Origin of the sequence: Microbacterium protaetiae, from assembly GCF_004135285.1 — a bacterium.
GTDB lineage: Bacteria > Actinomycetota > Actinomycetes > Actinomycetales > Microbacteriaceae > Microbacterium > Microbacterium protaetiae.
Genome location: NZ_CP035494.1, coordinates 1,180,648 through 1,197,424, shown reverse-complemented (window position 1 = coordinate 1,197,424; position 16,777 = coordinate 1,180,648). Strand labels below are relative to the sequence as shown.

Here is a 16,777-nt window from a genome sequence, read left to right as displayed (position 1 = left end):
TTGGTGCGTGGGTGGGAGGCGATCTGGCGGAGCCGGCGGATGCCGTCCGGTTGTGTCGCTTCGCGGCGCGGAAGCGACGATTTGGGCCGGCGTTTGGTGCGTGGGTGGGAGGCGATTTGGCGGGGCCGGCGGACGCCGTCCGGTTGTGTCGCTTCGCGGCGGGGAAGCGGCGATTTGGGCCGGCGTTTGGTGCGTGGGTGGGAGGCGATTTGGCGGGGCCGGCGGACGCCGTCCGGTTGTGTCGCTTCGCGGCGGGGAAGCGGCGATTTGGGCCGGCGTTGCGGTGGGCGGTTTTGTCTGCCGTCTGGTTGTGTCGCTTCGAGGTGCGCCCCCGCCGTCATACTTCGCCGTGGGCTGGACACCCCACCGGGGGTAAGGTTAGCCTTACCGTCGTTCCCCGCTCTCGCCCTCTCCCGGAAACCGCTCGTGCTCGCAACCTTCGTCATCGGCCTGCGTGAAGGCCTCGAGGCCGTGTTGGTCGTCAGCATCGTCGCGGCGTTCCTGAAGCGCAACGGCATCTCGCGGCGCCCGATGTGGCTGGGTGTGTTCGCGGCGGTGCTGATCTGCATCGGCGTGGGCGTGGGACTGCAGGCCTTCGAGCAGGCGCTGCCCCAAGCCCAGCAAGAAGGACTCGAGGCGATCATCGGCGTCGTCGCGGTGATCTTCGTGACCGCGATGATCGCCTGGATGGCCAAGAACGCCCGCGGGCTCAAGCGCGAGATCGAGGCCGAGGCCACGGAGGCGCTGGGCCGCGGCACCGGCTGGGCGCTGGCCGGTATGGCGTTCCTGGCGATCATCAAAGAGGGCTTCGAGACCGCCGTCTTCCTCCTGGCCACGCTGCAGGCCTCGACGAGCGTGTGGGCCGCCGGACTCGGCGCTCTGCTCGGCATCGCGGCCGCCTGCCTGGTCGGCTACGGGCTGTACACCGGCGGGGTCAAGCTCAACCTGGGCAAGTTCTTCCGCATCTCGAGCATCTTCCTGATCTTCGTCGCCGCCGGGCTCGTCCTGACGGCGCTGCGGCGCGCGCACGAAGCCGGCTGGATCACTATCGGCCAGCAGCACACCGTCGACCTGTCGTGGCTTGCCCCGATCGGTTCGATCCGGTCGGCACTGATCACCGGGGTGCTGGGCATCCCTGCCGATCCGCGCCTGATCGAGGTGCTCGGCTGGTTCGCGTACCTCGTGCCGATGCTGCTCATTGCGTTCTGGCCGCAGCGGTGGCGCCCGTCGCAGACAATGCGTCCGGTCGTGAAGTTCGCGGTCGCCGGGGGCCTGGCCGTCGCCGCGATCGTGCTCGCGCTGGTGATCCCGACCGGCACCGCCACGGTGCCCGCCACCGCGGCCCTGAGCCCCGCCGGCATCGCCACCCTGGCCGGCAACGGCGTTCCGACCCTGCACATCGCGGGAACCGCGGCATCCGACCCCGTCGTCTTCGGCAGCGCCGATGCGGCCGCCGACCAGAAGCACGGCGCCGCCGTCACCCGGTGGACGCAGAAGAGGGATGCCGCGACCGGCGACCGTCCGGCGACGGTGACCCTCGACGACCTGACGAAGCTGTTCGGCCGTATTCCGGTGGGCATCGACGCGCAGCAGAATCCCGGGCCGTTCGAGGCGGCCTGGACCGCGGCATCCACCACCGTCGCATGGACCGCGCACGGCGGCCTCGTGGATGCGAGCGAATCGCTGCACACGACCCTCACGCTGACCGGCGGAGGTCTGGCCGGTTCGCGCACCCTGACCCTGGACACGACGACGTGGTCGGTGCCCGAAGCCGTGGCGACCCAGCGCGCACGCGCGCTCGCCGCCGGCGACGTCCTGGCCCGCGAGCTCACCCTGTGGCGGGTGTGGCTGCCGCTGGCGCTTGGTGTCGCCGCCGCGCTGGTGGCCCTCTCGGCCTGGCGCGAACTGCGCGCCGCGCGCCGTGCGGCGCGGCAGGCGGCATCCCTCTCCGGCGCATCCGTGTCGGGGTCTGACCGAAGGAGCACCTCCTATGCCGTTCGTTGATCGCCGCTCGCGGCTCGTCGCCCTCTCCGCGGTGCTCGGCACCGCCTCTGCGCTGGCCCTGGCCGGGTGTTCCGGCACGTCGTCCACCGCCGACCCGAGCTCGAGCAGCGGCCCATCGACGGTCAACGTGACGCTCTCAGCGGGCTCCGACGGCGACGAATGCGCGGCCGACACGACCACGGCCAAGGCGGGTCCGGTCACCTTCTCGGTGACCAACGAGTCAGCCACCGGCATCATCGAGTTCGAGCTGCTGCAGGATCAGCGCATCGTCGGTGAGAAGGAGAACCTGGCGCCGGGCCTGGCCCCCGTCGAGTTCACCGTCACCCTCGACGGAGGCACCTACCAGCTGTACTGCCCGGGTGCCAGCAAAGAGCTCACCGACTTCACCGTGACCGGCAAGGCCGCGGCGGCCGCCACCGGCGACACCGCCGATCTGCTCACCGACGGTGCGACCGGATACGCGGGGTATGTCAGCGACCGGCTCGCCGACCTGCTCGACGGATCCAAGCAGCTGCAGGCGGCGATCGACGCCGGCGACCTCGACAAGGCCAAGACCGTTTACGCCGGCACGCGCCAGTTCTACGAGAAGGTGGAATCCGATGTGTCGGGCTTCATCAAGCCGGGGTCTGACCCGACCGACAACGCGGGCAACCTCGACTACCTGATCGATATGCGCGCATCGAACCTCGACCCCGAGGTCGGCTGGCACGGCTTCCACGCCATCGAGCGCGACCTGTTCCAGAGCGGCAAGATCACCGACGACACCAAGAAGCTGGCCGCCGAGCTCGTCGAGAACGTCACGACGCTGAACGACCTGTCCGGCGACCTGACCTTCAAGCCCGAAGACCTCGCCAATGGCGCCGCGGGCCTGCTCGAAGAGGTGCAGTCGAACAAGATCACCGGTGAAGAAGAGGCCTACAGCCACATCGACCTCGTCGACCTCGCCTCGAACGTCGAGGGCGCGCGCCAGGCGTTCGCCTACCTCGAACCGGGCCTGAAGAAGCTCAACGCCGATCTGACCGACCAGATCACGGCGCAGTTCGCCAACGTCGACGACGTGCTGGCCACCTACCGTGACGCGAACGCGCTGGGCGGCTACGTCAGCTACGACGACGCCACCAAGAAGGCCGCTGCGAACACTATCTCGCAGGCCGTGCAGGCGCTGCAGGATCCCCTCTCGCAGCTTGCGCAGAAGGTCGCCGCCGCCTCATGACCCGCACGCGTGACGACGCTCCGGCAGACGGCACAGAAGACGCCGTCCGTCGGGGCGTATCGCGCCGTGCGCTGCTCGGTGGGGGACTCGCCGCCGGCCTGGGCGTGGTCGCCGGGGTGGGCGGGGTGCTCGGCGCCCAGCAGATCTCAGCCGCGCACGCGACCGACGAGACGGTGGATCTGAGCCGCAGCATCCCGTTCTATGCGACGGCGACTCGGATGCCGCAGCCCGGCATTCGCACGATACCGCAGCGGTACTGCGTCTACATGACGTTCGACCTCGCGGCCGGGGCGGTCGCCCGCAGTCTGCAGGTGCTGCTCGCGCGCTGGTCTGCGGCCATAGCTCAGCTGCAGGCGGGCAAGACCGTGGGTTCGGTGGTGCCGGCCGCCGGCACCGGTGCGGGGCAAGACACCGGTGAAGCACTCGATCTGGGTCCGGCATCCCTCACCGTCACCGTGGGGCTGGGGCCCGGCGTCTTCGGCGACCGGTTCGGGCTGGCCGGCCACCGGCCCGCCACACTCGCCGAGCTTCCCGCGCTGCCCAGCGACCGGCTCGATCCGGCGCTGACGGGAGGCGATCTGTCGCTGCAGGCATGCGCCGACGACCCGCAGGTGGCGTACCACGCGATCCGCGACCTCGCCCGCATCGCCCGCGGCACCGCGACGGTGCGCTGGACGGTGCTCGGCTTCGGGCGCGCATCGGCAGGCCCTGATCAGACCACCCCGCGCAACCTGTTCGGCTTCAAGGACGGCACGCGCAACGTGTCCACAGATGCGGACTATGCGAAGTGGGTGCAGGCCGGCACCGACCAGGGCTGGATGGCCGGGGGCACGTATCAGATCGCCCGCAAGATCCAGATGAACATCGAGATCTGGGATGCCGACGACGTCGCCGACCAGCAGAAGATCTTCGGCCGCACCAAGGTCGACGGTTCGCCGCTGTCGGGCGGGCACGAGCACACCACCCCGGACTTCGCAGTGAAGGATGCCGCGGGCGCTTCCAAGATCGACGCACGGTCGCACATCGCCCTGGCCGCGCACGAGAACAACGACGGGGTGAAGATCCTGCGCCGCCCGTACAACTACACCGATGGGCTCAACCAGTACGGCCAGCTCGACGCCGGGCTGCTCTTTCTCACCTACACCAACGACCCCGACAACTTCGTGAGGCTGCAACGCCGGCTCGGGGCATCCGACCTTCTCAACGAGTACATCGCGCACGTCGGCTCGGCAGTGTTCGCGGTGCCCCCGGCCCCGGCCGCCGGCTCGTACATCGGCGAGGCGCTGTTCGCATGACCCGCCTCCACTTGTCTCTCGCCGCCGCCGCAGGCGCCGGTGCGGGTACAGCCGCAGCCGCAGCCACTGGCACCGGTGCGGTCGCCGCCACAGCCACAGCCACAGGCAGCCGAGGACCCGCTCCCAGGCCTTCCTCCGACAGTCCCGCCTAGACTCGGACCATGGCCCAGCGGAACACCTGGCAGCGCGAACGCGTGCGCGAGGCGCTCACCGACGCACGGGGGTTCGTCAGCGCGCAGACCCTGCACGCGACCCTGCGCGGGGAGAACACCGGCATCGGGCTGGCCACCGTGTATCGGGCGCTGGCCGACATGGCCTCGGCCGGCGACGCCGACTCGCTGCAGAGCCCCGAGGGCGAGAGCCTGTACCGCGCGTGCACGAGTCACGGTCACCACCACCACTTGATCTGCCGTTCGTGCGGACTGACCATCGAGATCGCCGGCAAGGGCGTCGAGGAATGGGCCCGCACCGCCGCTGCCGCACACGGCTTCACCGAGGCCGAGCACGTCGTCGACATCTTCGGACTGTGCCGGGAGTGCACCGCGACGCACGCCGAAGCGGCCGGGCCGGGCGAACACTGACGTGACACGTACGCAGGCCCCGGCATCCACCCCGCCGACGGCCCGGCTGTCGGCCACACCGGCGACCCGGCGCACCGTCGCGATCGGGCTCGGCATCGGCGCCATCGCCGCGCTGTTCGCCCTGGCCGCGCTCGTTCCCGGCTTCATGCCCGAGTTGCCCACCCGCGCGCAAAACGGCCTGACCCTTGCTCTCAGCGTGCTGATCGAGTCGCTGCCGTTCGTCGTGCTCGGGGTGGTGCTCTCGATCGTCGTGCAGGTGTGGATCCCGGCGGGGGCGATCGAGCGATGGATGCCGCGCCGCGCCTGGGCGCGCCGGGCGGTGCTGTCGCTGCTGGGCATGGTGATCCCGGTGTGCGAGTGCGGCAACGTGCCCTTCGCGCGCGGCCTGATGATGCGCGGGTTCAGCGTGCCCGAGACGCTGACGTTCCTGGTGGCAGCCCCGATCGTGAATCCCATCGTGATCATCACGACCCACCAGGCGTTCGGGTTCGGCGACGGCATCCTCATCGCGCGTCTTGTCGGCGGGTACCTCATCGCCAACCTCATCGGATGGATCTACAGCCGGCATCCCGACCCCGACGCGCTGGTGACCGAGCGGTTCCGCGACGCGTGCGAACTCGCCGCCGACGAACCCGGCGGCCGGTGGCGTCGCAGTCTCGCGCAACTCGTCGTCGAACTTCGGGCCGTGATGCCCGCGCTCGTGGTGGGATCGGCGGTCGCCGGGGCCGTGCAGGTGCTGGTGCCGCGCGACGCGCTGCTGGCGATCGGATCCAATCCGGTGTTCTCGATCGTCGCAATGGTGCTGCTGGCGATGATCGTGTCGATCTGCTCGAACGTCGACTCGTTCTTCGCGCTGTCGTTCGCCTCGACCTTCACGCCCGGCTCGATCGTCGCTTTTCTGCTGGTCGGGCCCCTCGTCGACGTGAAGATGCTGGCGCTGCTGCGCACCACTTTCACCACGAAGGTGCTCGTCGGCATGGTCGCAACCGTCTTGCTGGCGGCCTTCGCCATAGCGGTGGGGGTGAACCTTGTCGCGTAGAACCGCACTGTGGAACCGCTGGCTCGGGGTGGGACTGGCCTCGTGCCTGGCCGTGGTGACCCTGTGGCTGGCGGCGACCGGACGCCTCGCGCTCTACATCAACCCGTCGTCGAACTGGTTCGCCGTTCCGATGGCCGTGCTGCTGCTGGTGGGGGCGGCGCTGAGCTTTCTGCTGCCCCTGGGGGCCGAAGCCGACCACGGGCACGATCACCAGTTCGGGGGCGACCACGCCCACACGCCGCCCGCCACGCGAGAGCCGCAGGCCCGAGTCGACGCGTACCGGGAGGGGGTCGTTTCGACTCGCTCCGCTCGCTCAACGACCGGAGGGGGCACGGCTCACTCAACGACCGGGGGTCGCGCGGCTCGGCCGATGGGCGCCACGATCGGCGCGGTCGGCGGGGTCGCGGCATCCGCGGTCATGCTCTCGATCCTGCTGCTGCCGCCCGCGTCATTGTCGGCCGAGATCGCGCAGACCCGTGACGTGGGCGCGGCGCCCCTGTTCGCGGGGACGGATGTCGTGAACCTTGCGACGCGCGGAGACACGTCCGAGTTCGGCGTCGGCGACTGGGCGAGTGTGTTCGCCACCGCGACGAACCCCGATGCGTTCGAGGGCGACGCGGTCACCCTCACCGGATTCGTCACTCCCGGTGACGACGGCGCGTTCGACCTCACGCGCCTGGTCATCACCCACTGCGTGATCGACGCGCAGTCGGCGAGCGTGCCGATCGCTGCCGCGGTCGCGGCACCGGCGACCGGTGTGTGGGTCGAGGTGACCGGAACCGTACGGTCGACGACGGCCGGTGCGCTGCAGATCGCGGCGACCGCGGTGAAGCGCATCGCCGAGCCCAAGGATCCGTATGAGTACTGACGCCACGCGCAGCACCCGGCGCGCGGCGACGCGCCGGCGGCGCGGCCGATCGTTCCTGACCTCGTTCGCCGCCGTCCTGGGCGTGCTCGCCATCGTGGGGCTGGCCGGCGCGGCCGTCGGCGGCGCCCAAGGTCCCCGGGTCACCGGCGTACAAGTGGATGCCGCGGCCTCGGCTGCGGCATCCGGTTCCCGTTTGATCGTCACGATGAACCAGTCGCTGCACCCGATCACGGCCGACCAGGTCACCGTGACGCCCGCGGCCGACTTCACCGTCGACACCTCGGGTCGCAGCATGGGTGTGCGCTTCACCCTGCCGCTGCACGACGACACCGACTACACCGTGCGGTTCGCCGGTGTCACGGGCCTGGGCGGGGGCCCGGCCACGACGGTGACCCGCACTTTCCGCACGCCGCCGACGTCGGTCTATGTGCTGGCGCGCACCGGCGCCGACGACCGTATCGTGCGTACGCGGCTGGACGGATCCGATCCCGAGACGGTGTTCCGCACCGACCACATCGAGGACTTCCGCGCTACCAGCTCGCACCTGGTCATCTCAGTGCTCGACCAGCAGGGCCACGCCGTTCTCGTGGCCACCGATCTTGCGGGTCAGCATGCGCGCGAGCTGCCGCTCCCGGGCACCGGCACCATCACGCAGCTGCAGAGCGCCGATCGCGGCGAGCTCGTCGGGTACACCTACTCCGACGCGAACCTCGGCGAAGACGGCGCCCGCGAAAGCCGGCTGTTCACCGCGTCGCTGAAAGACAGCGCCGCCCAGACGTCGCCGACCGAGATCACAGTCGCGGGCGATGACCAGCGAGTCGCCGACTGGCGGTTCGTGCCCGACAGCGACAGCATGCTCGTCTTGAACTACGACGGGCGGATGCTGCTCGGCGACCCGTCGGGCGGCGGCACCACCGATCTCGGCACCGGCACCGCCATCGACGGGATAGCGCGCGGATCGTCGATCGCGGTCGTCCAACGCGCCGACGGCATGGTGACCGTCGATCTGACCGACGGAACGACCGCGCCGCTTGTCACCGCCCACGCCGACGGGCGCGCGGTGCCGGGGCATCTGGGCACAGTGACGCCGGTGCCCGGCACCGCGGGCGGCACGATCCGGCCGTACACCGTGCTCGACGTCGCCGGCGGATCGGGCGCGGGCGAAGGTGTGCCCGAGGGAACAATCGTCTACCGGGTCGACGCCGACGGCGCAGCCACTTCACTGCTCACGCTGTCGGTCGACGATGCCGTGCAGCAGATCTGCGTCTCACCGAGCGGGCAGTACGCGGCGGTCACCGTCGCGCCCGACAGCGTGCACAACGACTACGACGACTACCTTTCGCCGATGCCGCAGAAGCTTGTCACGCACGTGATCACGCTTGCCGACGGTGCCGAGGTGCACGCCTTCAGCGGCTTCGCGCCCTCGTGGTGTCAGGTGCCGCCCACGCTCGGGCAGTGAGGGTCACCCCCATGCGCGCACGAATGCGCGCAGCATCCGCCCGGGCTCGGTGACCGGAGTCGCGAGCACGCGCGCCGAGATCTCGTCGTAATCCTCGGCATCGAAGTATCCGCCGTCGCGGTAGAACGCCATGCGCTGGGTGAACGGCAGCGGAGTCGACTCGGGATGGAACTGCGTCGCGTACAGCCGGTCGCCCACGCGGTAGGCCTGTACGGGACAGACGGGGTTGGTCGCCAGCAGCAGCGCGCCCGGCGGAACGGCGCCCGAACCCTCCTTGTGCGCCGACAGAGCCACGAAGTGCGCGGGCAGATCGGCGGTGATCGGATCGCCGACGGCCGCTCCGGTGAGTCGCACCGGCGTCGGGCCGGTCGGCTCGGGGAAATCACGCGACACCTCGCCGCCGAGCATCCGGGTCACGACACCGATGCCGTAGCAGGTGAACAGGGCAGCGGTGTTCGCCGCCGCGGCTGCCGCCGCCACGACCTCGAGATCGGCTTCGACCCGGCGCTGGATCTCGCTTCTGGCGGTGTCGGTCACGTTGAAGGGGCTGCCGCCGACGAGGAATCCGGTCCATCGGTCGAGGGCGTCGGCGGGGAGGGGCTCGTGGGTGAGGTCGTGGAAATGCAGCGATGTCTCGGTGAGCCCGGACTCCGCCCGGAATGACGCGTACTCGGCGCGCGCCGCTTCGCGCTGCGGACGCACACACAGATAGACGAGCGGCATGGCGTGATTCTAGGCGGTGGCTCGCCGGCGGGGTGTGTCACAACTCAGTCTGTGTCGGTGCGGGCGTCGGGCTGGGTGGCGTGATTGCGCGGGTGGGTGGCGGCGCAGCAGGTTCGCAGACTGAGTTGTTGCACGGCTGGCGCCGCAGCCGCCGCCCGATGCCGCCCGGGGCCGGCCAGCGCCGGCCGATGCCGCCCGGGGCCGCCCGATGCCGGCCGGGGCCGGCGTATCGTGGACGCGGGCCCGTGCCCACCGCGCCATGAACGAACAGCTCCCTGACTCCGCCGCCCGCCGGGAGGGCGTCACCGTCTCTTCGCCGGCCGGTGTCGACACTTCCACAGGTGCCGCGCCGGTCGCACTCGCGCCCGCGCTGCGGCCTGCCACGCGCGAAGAGCTGACGGCGTTGCCGCTCGAAGTGGCACCGCGGCTGCTGGGCGGCATCCTCACCGTGACCATCGACGGGCAGAGGGCGGCTGTGCGCATCACCGAGGTCGAGGCGTACCACGGCAAGGGCACCGGCCCGGTGCCCGACCCCGGCTCGCACGCGCGCATGGGGTACACGAAGCGCAACGCGACGATGTGGGGCGAGCCGGGTCACTTGTATGTGTATTTGAGCCATGGCATCCACTCGTGCGCGAATGTCGTGTGCGGACCCGAGGGGGAAGCCGGCGGAATTCTGCTGCGCGCCGGTGAGGTCGTCGAAGGGCTCGAGCTCGCGCGTGCGCGCCGACCTGCCGCTCGCACCGACCGCGAACTCGCTCGTGGGCCCGGCCGGCTCGGCGACGCCTTGGGGCTGCGGCACGCTCTGCACGACGGCATCGACGTGGTCGACTCGACGCCGTTCGGCGGCGCCGTGGTGAGCCTGCAGATGCGCGACGAACCGCTTGCGGAGGTGGCATCCGGACCCCGTGTCGGCATCGCCGGTGTCGCCGGAACCGATGCGTTCCCCTGGCGATTCTGGATCCCCGGTGATCGCACGGTCTCGCCCTTCCGATGGGGGCGCGGGGCCGCCGAGGCCGCGGCGTCGGCGCGCCTGTCTCCTGGCGACCCCGGCCGTTGAGTGCCGGAGCGACTGACCCCGCCCGTTGGGCGCTGGAGCGACTGACCCCGCTCGTTGAGCGAGGGAGCGCCTGGCCCGGCCGTTGAGCGCCGGTTCGCCCGTCCCCGCCCGTTGGGCGCTGGAGCGCCTGACCCCGGCCGTTGCGCGAGGGAGCGGGTGACCCCGGCCGTTGAGTGCCGGAGCGCCTGGCCCGGCCGTTGAGCGCCGGTTCGCCCGCCCCGCCCGTTGAGCGAGGGAGCGCAGCGACCGAGTCGAAACGCGCCACGCAGCCCCCTCGCACTCCCGCTCTCCGCGCGGATGACTCAACCGCCGAAACGCTGCGTGCCGAGCACGGCCAGCAGCTCGAGCTTCTCGGCAGCCTCGGTGTGTGGCGCGGCGGTGAGCACGAGCAGTGCCTGCGACTGGTCTTCGGTGAACAGCACCTGACAATCGAGCTCGATAGCGCCCAGCTCGGGGTGGATGAGGGTCTTGTGGTCCTCGAAGCGCGCCGCGACCTCGTGCCTGGCCCAGAGCTCGGCGAACTCCGCGCTGGCCGTCTGCAGCGCGCGCACAAGTTCGCCGGCCCGGGAGCGGGGCCCCATGGCGCCGTAGGCGACGCGCAGGTTCGCAACGAGGGCACGGGCCTGCCGCGCGTGATCGTCCTCTGGATAGACAGCGCGCGAGGCCGGCTCGGTGAACCAGCGGTAGACGTCGCTGCGGTCCAGGCCGGTGCGTGCCGACACATCGCCGAACAACGACTGCGCCATCCGGTTCGCCACGAGGGGTTCGCCGAGATTCGAGAGGATGAGTGCCGGGGTGTCTTCGAGTCGGTCGAGCACGCGCAACAGGGCCGGAGCGACGTGCGGGAGTGAACTGCGTCGGTCGGGCGCCGAGTGCCCCGCCGTGCGGAAGAGGTAGTCGCGCTCGTCATCGGTCAGGCGCAGCGCCCTCGCCAGTGCGGCGAGCATCTGCTCGCTCGGTTGCGGGCCCCGACTCTGCTCGAGGCGTGTGTAGTAGTCAGCTGACATTCCCGTGAGCGCCGCGACTTCCTCGCGCCGCAGGCCCGGTGCCCGCCGCCGCGCACCGGAGGGCAAGCCGACATCGGTGGGCAGGAGCGCTGCGCGGCGACGGCGGAGGAAGTCGGCGAGTGCGGCGCGGTCCATCTGTCCAGTGTCCCGCGTGCAGGCGTCGTGAACCAGGGATCGCGGATCCCCTGATCATCGCGTCTCTTACGCCGCGAAGGGATGCCGCTGATCCTGGATCGCATGAACATCACAGGGAACACCATCTTCATCCCCGGCGCGACCAGTGGCATCGGACTCGCCCTCGCCATCCGCCTGCAGGCCGCCGGCAACATCGTGATCATCGGCGGTCGCCGCACCGAGGTGCTCGCCCAGCTCCGGATCGCGCATGGATTCGACGCCGTGCACATCGACACGGCGGATGCCGCAAGCATCCGCCGCGCGGCCGTCGAGGTGATCGCTGCGCATCCCGATCTGAACGTGCTCATCCCGATGGCCGGCATCATGCGCCTCGAGGACTGGCACGATGACGGCTTCCTGGCTGATGCCGAGCAGATCATCACGACGAACCTGCTCGGACCGATCCGCCTGATAGCGGCCTTCATCGAGCAGTTGCGCAGCCGACCCGATGCGACGATCGTCACGGTGTCGAGCGGTCTGGCGCATGCGCCGCTGCGGGTGACGCCGACGTACAACGCGACAAAGGCCGGCATCCATCAGCTGTCGGAGACGATCCGTCTGCAGCTTGCCGACACGAGCGTGAAGGTGCTGGAGCTCGTGCCCCCGGCTGTGGCGACCGAGATTCTGCCCGGGCAGAGCGGGAGCCCCTTCGCCATGCCCCTCGACGAGTTCGCCGATGAGACGATCCAGCTGATCGCCACGCAGCCCGACGCACACGAGATCCTCGTCGAGAACGTCAAGCTGTTGCGCTTCGGCGAGGTGCGCGGCGACTACGCGCAGACCGTCGAGATGCTGAATCGGTTCGACCCGCATGCGGCGGCGTGAGGGGCTTGGGCGCCAGAAACCCCAGGTCAGTTCGTAGGAAGTGACTTCCGGTCAGAAGTGGGCTATGGTCACTCGGAATACCCGCCAGCTTGATGAGGGAAGCGAGTATCACCATGGCAGACAAGCACAACGCCAAGAAGGCACCCCAGGCCACGCTCAAGGAGAAGCGTGCGCTGAAGAAGGGGAAGGCCGAAGAGAACACGGTCAAGGCGCGCAAGCGCTGACCGTCACGGCGGGGATGCCTGGTCTGTCGGGTGGGGCGACATTCCGGCATCCCCGACTCCCGGCGGGGGATGCTTCCGGTGGGGCGCGTGCTCTGGCGCGGTCGCTGTGGTGGGCGTCGGTGCCGCGCTGCCCCGCCGCCGCGCCGCAGCCGCGGGCTTGGCGCGTCGAGACTCATGGTTTCGCGTGAGACTTGGCGCAATGCGCGGTGTTTCGCGCGGTGGAGTGAGTTTCGCGGGGTGGGGGCGCGGAGCAGCGCCGGGAAGAGGGCTGAGTTCGCGTCGTGAACCGGTGGTGTGGCCGGCGAGGTGTTTTGGGTGGGCCGGTGGGCCAGGGCCCCGGGCTTTGCGCGTCGAGACTTATGGTTTCGCGCGAGACTGCGCGCAATGCGCGGTGTTTCGCGCGGTGGAGTGAGTTTCGCGGGGTGGGGGCGCGGAGCAGCGCCGGGAAGAGGGCTGAGTTCGCGTCGTGAACCGGCGGTGTGTTGCCGGCGAGGTGTTTTGGGTGGCCCGGTGGCCGGGTGGGCCAGGGCCGCGAGCTTGGCGCGTCGAGGCTCATGGTTTCGCGCGAGACTTGGCGCAATGCACGGTGTTTCGCGCGGTGGAGTGAGTTTCGCGGGGTGAAGCACCGCGCCGCGCAGCCCGTCGCGCAGCCGCGACCCGCGACCCCTGCCCCACGCCGGTCAAGGCGACACGCCCGGCCATGCTAAACTCGTTCTTTGTCTGCACGCACTCCAGCGCGCAGTTCGCGTTTCGTCTCACTTCGCTCAACAGGCGACCGGTGCATCCGGGCGCTGACGAGGGGTGTCGCGAGACGCAGACAAGGGATCTTGGGTGGCGCCGTCCGGCGTCACGGTACAGAAGGAGACATCACCATGGCTGCAGTGTGCCAGGTGACCGGAGCGGTTCCCGGCTTCGGTCACAACATCTCGCACTCGCACCGCCGGACGAAGCGCCGCTTCGACCCGAACGTGCAGAAGAAGACCTATTTCGTCCCGTCGCTGGGTCGTAAGATCACCCTCAACGTGTCCGCCAAGGGCATCAAGGTGATCGACGCCCGTGGCATCGAGTCGGTCGTGAAGGACCTCATCGCGAAGGGTGTGAAGCTCTGATGGCGAAGAAGGCCCAGGACGTCCGTCCGATCATCAAGCTGCGTTCGACCGCCGGCACCGGGTACACCTACGTGACGCGCAAGAACCGCCGCAACAACCCCGACCGCATCGTGCTGAAGAAGTACGACCCCGTCGTGCGCAAGCACGTTGAATTCCGAGAGGAGCGCTGATCGCATGGCCAAGAAGAGCAAGATCGCGCGCAACAACCAGCGCGCGGAGGTCGTCGCCCGTTACGCCGAGAAGCGTGCCGAGCTGAAGAAGCAGCTGGTCGACCCGGCCTCCACCGACGAGCAGCGCGAGGCCGCCCGTGTCGGCCTGCAGAAGCTGCCCCGCAACGCCTCGCCGGTGCGCCTGCGCAACCGCGACGTCATCGACGGCCGCCCGCGCGGCCACCTGTCGAAGTTCGGCGTCTCGCGCGTGCGCTTCCGCGACATGGCCCACCGTGGTGAGCTGCCCGGCGTGACCAAGTCGAGCTGGTAGAGCCCGATTCACCGAAGGCCGGAGCCCGTGTGGGTTCCGGCCTTCGTCATGCCTGCGGCATCCCGTCTGTCACATCAGTAACATCTGCCACACGAAAACCGCCGACACGCCGGGTGATTCTGCGACGGATGCCGCGAAATCCGCATGATTCCGCGGTTTCTTGGTACATTCGGACCCGGTCGCAAAGACCAGCCGGGGGGCACCAACGTCCTTCGGTTCCGTAGACAAAGGCGGCGGGTCCGCCGTCTGGAGGACACACCCATATGGCTGACAAGTCCATCACCAAGACCGAGCTCGTTGCGAGCATTGCCAGCGCGACCGGCCAGAGCCAGTCCACCGTCTCGAGCGTTCTGGACTCTCTCTTCGCCACGGTCTCCGAGGCCGTCGCCAAGGGCAGCAAGGTCTCGATCCCGGGCTGGATCGCCTTCGAGCAGGTCGCCACCGCGGCCCGCACCGGCCGCAACCCGCAGACCGGCGCCGAGATCAAGATCCCTGCCGGCAAGCGCGTGAAGGTCACCGCCGGTTCGAAGCTGAAGGCTGCCGTCAAGTAAGACGAACGCCGAAGAGGGGGATGCCGCAGGCCGCGGCATCCCCCTCTGGCACGCGAGCTCTGCCGAGGCGGCTGCACCGTCCCCGACCCGCTTAGGCTGGAGGGGTGACCCGCACATCCGCTTCCGCAGGCGTCGCCTCGGGAGGCATGGCACCCGCCCGCGCGCTGCGCATGGCCGGGCCTGCGCTCCTCGTCGTGGCCGCGCTTCTTGCGGCGCTGTGGGCGCTCGCCTACGGCGGGGGCGCCGCGCCGCTGCCGCTGGGAGACCCGGGGCCCTTCGTGCGCTGGGGACTGCCGCTGATCACGATGGTGGTGAACCTGTCGGCGGCAGGGCTCTGCGGCACGCTGGTGACCGCCCTGTTCGCCCTGCGCGCCGACGAGAAGCCCTTCGAACTCGCGCTGAGCGTGGCATCCCTCTCGGCCGCCATCTTCACTGTCGCCGCGGCCGCCACCGGGTTTCTCACCTTCGTCCTCACCTTCAACCCGACGGTGGGGCTCGACAACACGTTCGGCGGGCAGCTGGGCACCTGGCTGACCACGACCGAGGCCGGGCTGACCTGGCTGATCACAACGCTGGCCGGCGCGGTGCTGACGGTGCTGACCTTCGCCGTGCGCGGGTGGACGAGCACCCTGCTGGTGGCGATCGCGGCGCTGGCCGCGCTGATTCCGATGGCCACCCAGGGCCACTCCGGCGACCTGGCGTCGCACAACATCGCTGTGACGGCGATGGTCCTGCACATGGCGGGGGCCGCGGTGTGGGTCGGCGGCCTGGTGCTGCTGGTCATCGTGCGTCCGCTGCTTGACCGCGACCGCATGGCCGATGTGCTCGGGCGCTACTCGTCGATCGCCATCGTGGCCTTCGTCGTGGTCGCCGTCTCGGGCGTTGCGCGGGCTGTCATCGGCCTGGGCGATCTGAACGACCTGTTCGATTCGGGATATGGCACGCTCGTGCTGGTGAAGGCTTCAGCCCTCGTGCTGCTCGGTCTGCTGGGCACGGTGTACCGCACACGCCTGATCTCCCAGGTACGGCAGGATGCGGCATCCCGCCGTTTCTGGCGTTTCGTACTCGTCGAACTGGTGATCATGGGCATCGCGAGCGGTGCCGCTGTCGCCCTGGCCCGCACCCCACCGCCCGCGGGCGCTCAGGTGCCGTTGGCTGAGACGCCGGCCGAGATCCTCACCGGATCGCCCCTGCCCCCCGAGCTGACGATGGCACGCTGGTTCACCCAGTGGGACATCGACCTGCTGTGGGCGGTGCTGTGCGCGTTCGGTGCGTTCTTCTACCTTGCCGGGGTGTGGCGGCTGCACCGACGCGGCGACCGATGGCCGATCTATCGCACTGTGTTCTGGATTCTCGGCCTGGTGCTTCTCGCGTGGGTCACCAACGGGCCGCTGAACGCCTACCAGGACTACCTGTTCAGCGTGCACATGATGGGCCACATGCTGTTGACCATGGCGATCCCGATGCTCTTGGTGCCGGGGGCGCCGGTGACCCTGGCGCTGCGCGCCATTCAGAAGCGGCACGACGGCACGCGCGGAGCACGCGAGTGGATCATGTGGGCGGTGCACAGTCCGTTCGCGCGGGTGATCACCAACCCGATCGTGGCGGCGGTGATCTTCGCCGCGTCGCTGTGGGTGTTCTATTTCTCCGATCTGCTGCGCTGGGCGATGTACGACCATCTCGGGCACGAGTGGATGATCGTGCACTTTCTCATCTCGGGGTACCTTTTCGTGCAGTCGCTGATCGGCATCGATCCGGTCCCTTCGCGGCTGCCCTACGCCCTGCGGCTGGTCATTCTGATCCTCGTGATGGCCACGCACGCGTTCTTCGGCATCACGATCATGATGCACTCCGGACTCATGGTGGCCGAGTGGTTCGGGTCGATGGGGCGCACCTGGGGTGCCACGCCGCTGGCCGATCAGTATGTCGGCGGCGGCATCGCCTGGTCGGTCGGCGAGATTCCGACGCTCATCCTCGCGGTGATCGTCGGCATCTCGTGGGCGCGCGACGATGATCGCGTGCAGAAGCGCCGCGACCGGCATGCCGACCGCACCGGAGACGCCGAGCTCGTCGAATACAACGCGCGGCTGGCCGCCCTTGCCGAGCGCGATGCACACGCGGCCGACCGCGAGGCGCACCTGGGCTCGTCTTAGCGACGGGCAGCG

The 16,777-nt window shown here is 69.7% G+C and carries 16 protein-coding genes; 14 read left to right on the top strand and 2 right to left on the bottom strand.

Features of this window, described 5'->3' with window-relative positions; translation table 11 throughout:
- Positions 1-426: 426 nt before the first annotated feature.
- The 7 genes from efeU to ET475_RS05480 all read left to right on the top strand — a co-directional run bounded on the left by efeU (position 427) and on the right by ET475_RS05480 (position 8,459).
- A complete protein-coding gene (gene efeU, locus ET475_RS05510; RefSeq protein WP_165310772.1) occupies positions 427-2,004 on the top strand; it encodes an iron uptake transporter permease EfeU in 1,578 nt (525 codons plus the stop codon).
- Positions 1,991-3,217, top strand: a complete 1,227-nt coding sequence (gene efeO / locus ET475_RS05505) for an iron uptake system protein EfeO (protein ID WP_129386926.1) — start codon at positions 1,991-1,993, stop codon at positions 3,215-3,217. Before efeU ends, efeO begins: the two co-directional genes overlap by 14 nt.
- The gene (locus ET475_RS05500; protein WP_129386923.1) at positions 3,214-4,512 is read left to right on the top strand and encodes a Dyp-type peroxidase; all 1,299 of its coding nucleotides are present in this window, start codon (positions 3,214-3,216) and stop codon (positions 4,510-4,512) included. Before efeO ends, ET475_RS05500 begins: the two co-directional genes overlap by 4 nt.
- A 161-nt stretch (positions 4,513-4,673) precedes the next feature.
- Positions 4,674-5,093 carry a Fur family transcriptional regulator gene (locus ET475_RS05495; protein ID WP_129386920.1) on the top strand — a complete coding sequence of 140 codons (420 nt, stop codon included), beginning with the start codon at positions 4,674-4,676 and terminating at the stop codon, positions 5,091-5,093.
- Position 5,094: 1 nt separating this feature from the next.
- The gene (locus tag ET475_RS05490) at positions 5,095-6,132 is read left to right on the top strand and encodes a permease (RefSeq protein WP_129386917.1); all 1,038 of its coding nucleotides are present in this window, start codon (positions 5,095-5,097) and stop codon (positions 6,130-6,132) included.
- On the top strand, positions 6,122-7,000 hold the full coding sequence (locus ET475_RS05485) for a TIGR03943 family putative permease subunit (protein WP_242497781.1): 879 nt from the start codon (positions 6,122-6,124) through the stop codon (positions 6,998-7,000). The genes ET475_RS05490 and ET475_RS05485 overlap by 11 nt, the downstream gene beginning before the upstream one ends.
- The gene (locus ET475_RS05480) at positions 6,990-8,459 is read left to right on the top strand and encodes a hypothetical protein (RefSeq protein WP_129386914.1); all 1,470 of its coding nucleotides are present in this window, start codon (positions 6,990-6,992) and stop codon (positions 8,457-8,459) included. The genes ET475_RS05485 and ET475_RS05480 overlap by 11 nt, the downstream gene beginning before the upstream one ends.
- Before the next feature lie 3 nt (positions 8,460-8,462).
- On the opposite strand, the gene ET475_RS05475 is transcribed toward ET475_RS05480, so the two are convergent.
- On the bottom strand, positions 8,463-9,182 hold the full coding sequence (locus tag ET475_RS05475; RefSeq protein ID WP_129386911.1) for a glutamine amidotransferase-related protein: 720 nt from the start codon (positions 9,180-9,182) through the stop codon (positions 8,463-8,465).
- Between the two features lie 259 nt (positions 9,183-9,441).
- Here ET475_RS05475 and ET475_RS05470 point away from each other — a divergent pair, with 259 nt between their 5' ends.
- The gene (locus ET475_RS05470) at positions 9,442-10,242 is read left to right on the top strand and encodes a DNA-3-methyladenine glycosylase (protein WP_129386908.1); all 801 of its coding nucleotides are present in this window, start codon (positions 9,442-9,444) and stop codon (positions 10,240-10,242) included.
- 302 nt (positions 10,243-10,544) lie between these two features.
- On the opposite strand, the gene ET475_RS05465 is transcribed toward ET475_RS05470, so the two are convergent.
- Entirely contained in the window at positions 10,545-11,384 is an 840-nt protein-coding gene (locus tag ET475_RS05465; RefSeq protein ID WP_129386905.1) for a helix-turn-helix transcriptional regulator, read from the bottom strand.
- Between the two features lie 102 nt (positions 11,385-11,486).
- Between ET475_RS05465 and ET475_RS05460 the strand changes: the two genes are divergently transcribed.
- From ET475_RS05460 to ET475_RS05435, 6 genes are all read left to right on the top strand, one after another.
- Positions 11,487-12,248 carry an SDR family oxidoreductase gene (locus ET475_RS05460; RefSeq protein WP_129386902.1) on the top strand — a complete coding sequence of 254 codons (762 nt, stop codon included), beginning with the start codon at positions 11,487-11,489 and terminating at the stop codon, positions 12,246-12,248.
- Positions 12,249-13,344: 1,096 nt separating this feature from the next.
- Positions 13,345-13,581, top strand: a complete 237-nt coding sequence (gene rpmB, locus ET475_RS05455) for a 50S ribosomal protein L28 (protein WP_055987914.1) — start codon at positions 13,345-13,347, stop codon at positions 13,579-13,581.
- Positions 13,581-13,751, top strand: coding sequence for a 50S ribosomal protein L33 (gene rpmG / locus ET475_RS05450; protein WP_029145259.1), 171 nt, complete (start codon positions 13,581-13,583; stop codon positions 13,749-13,751). Before rpmB ends, rpmG begins: the two co-directional genes overlap by 1 nt.
- Before the next feature lie 4 nt (positions 13,752-13,755).
- Entirely contained in the window at positions 13,756-14,061 is a 306-nt protein-coding gene (gene rpsN, locus ET475_RS05445; RefSeq protein ID WP_129386898.1) for a 30S ribosomal protein S14, read from the top strand.
- A gap of 263 nt (positions 14,062-14,324) precedes the next feature.
- The gene (locus ET475_RS05440) at positions 14,325-14,612 is read left to right on the top strand and encodes an HU family DNA-binding protein (protein WP_129386895.1); all 288 of its coding nucleotides are present in this window, start codon (positions 14,325-14,327) and stop codon (positions 14,610-14,612) included.
- A 146-nt stretch (positions 14,613-14,758) separates the two neighbouring features.
- Entirely contained in the window at positions 14,759-16,765 is a 2,007-nt protein-coding gene (locus tag ET475_RS05435; RefSeq protein WP_129393704.1) for a bifunctional copper resistance protein CopD/cytochrome c oxidase assembly protein, read from the top strand.
- The last annotated feature ends 12 nt before the right edge of the window (positions 16,766-16,777 follow it).

Excerpts from the sequence above, each read along its gene's own strand:
- efeO (WP_129386926.1), top strand. The coding sequence starts at position 1,991 with ATGCCGTTCGTTGATCGCCGCTCGCGGCTCGTCGCCCTCTCCGCGGTG.
- ET475_RS05500 (WP_129386923.1), top strand. The coding sequence starts at position 3,214 with ATGACCCGCACGCGTGACGACGCTCCGGCAGACGGCACAGAAGACGCC.
- ET475_RS05495 (WP_129386920.1), top strand. The coding sequence starts at position 4,674 with ATGGCCCAGCGGAACACCTGGCAGCGCGAACGCGTGCGCGAGGCGCTC.
- ET475_RS05480 (WP_129386914.1), top strand. The coding sequence starts at position 6,990 with ATGAGTACTGACGCCACGCGCAGCACCCGGCGCGCGGCGACGCGCCGG.
- ET475_RS05475 (WP_129386911.1), bottom strand. The coding sequence starts at position 9,182 with ATGCCGCTCGTCTATCTGTGTGTGCGTCCGCAGCGCGAAGCGGCGCGC.
- ET475_RS05470 (WP_129386908.1), top strand. The coding sequence starts at position 9,442 with ATGAACGAACAGCTCCCTGACTCCGCCGCCCGCCGGGAGGGCGTCACC.
- ET475_RS05465 (WP_129386905.1), bottom strand. The coding sequence starts at position 11,384 with ATGGACCGCGCCGCACTCGCCGACTTCCTCCGCCGTCGCCGCGCAGCG.
- ET475_RS05460 (WP_129386902.1), top strand. The coding sequence starts at position 11,487 with ATGAACATCACAGGGAACACCATCTTCATCCCCGGCGCGACCAGTGGC.
- rpmB (WP_055987914.1), top strand. The coding sequence starts at position 13,345 with ATGGCTGCAGTGTGCCAGGTGACCGGAGCGGTTCCCGGCTTCGGTCAC.
- rpmG (WP_029145259.1), top strand. The coding sequence starts at position 13,581 with ATGGCGAAGAAGGCCCAGGACGTCCGTCCGATCATCAAGCTGCGTTCG.
- rpsN (WP_129386898.1), top strand. The coding sequence starts at position 13,756 with ATGGCCAAGAAGAGCAAGATCGCGCGCAACAACCAGCGCGCGGAGGTC.
- ET475_RS05440 (WP_129386895.1), top strand. The coding sequence starts at position 14,325 with ATGGCTGACAAGTCCATCACCAAGACCGAGCTCGTTGCGAGCATTGCC.
- ET475_RS05435 (WP_129393704.1), top strand. The coding sequence starts at position 14,759 with ATGGCACCCGCCCGCGCGCTGCGCATGGCCGGGCCTGCGCTCCTCGTC.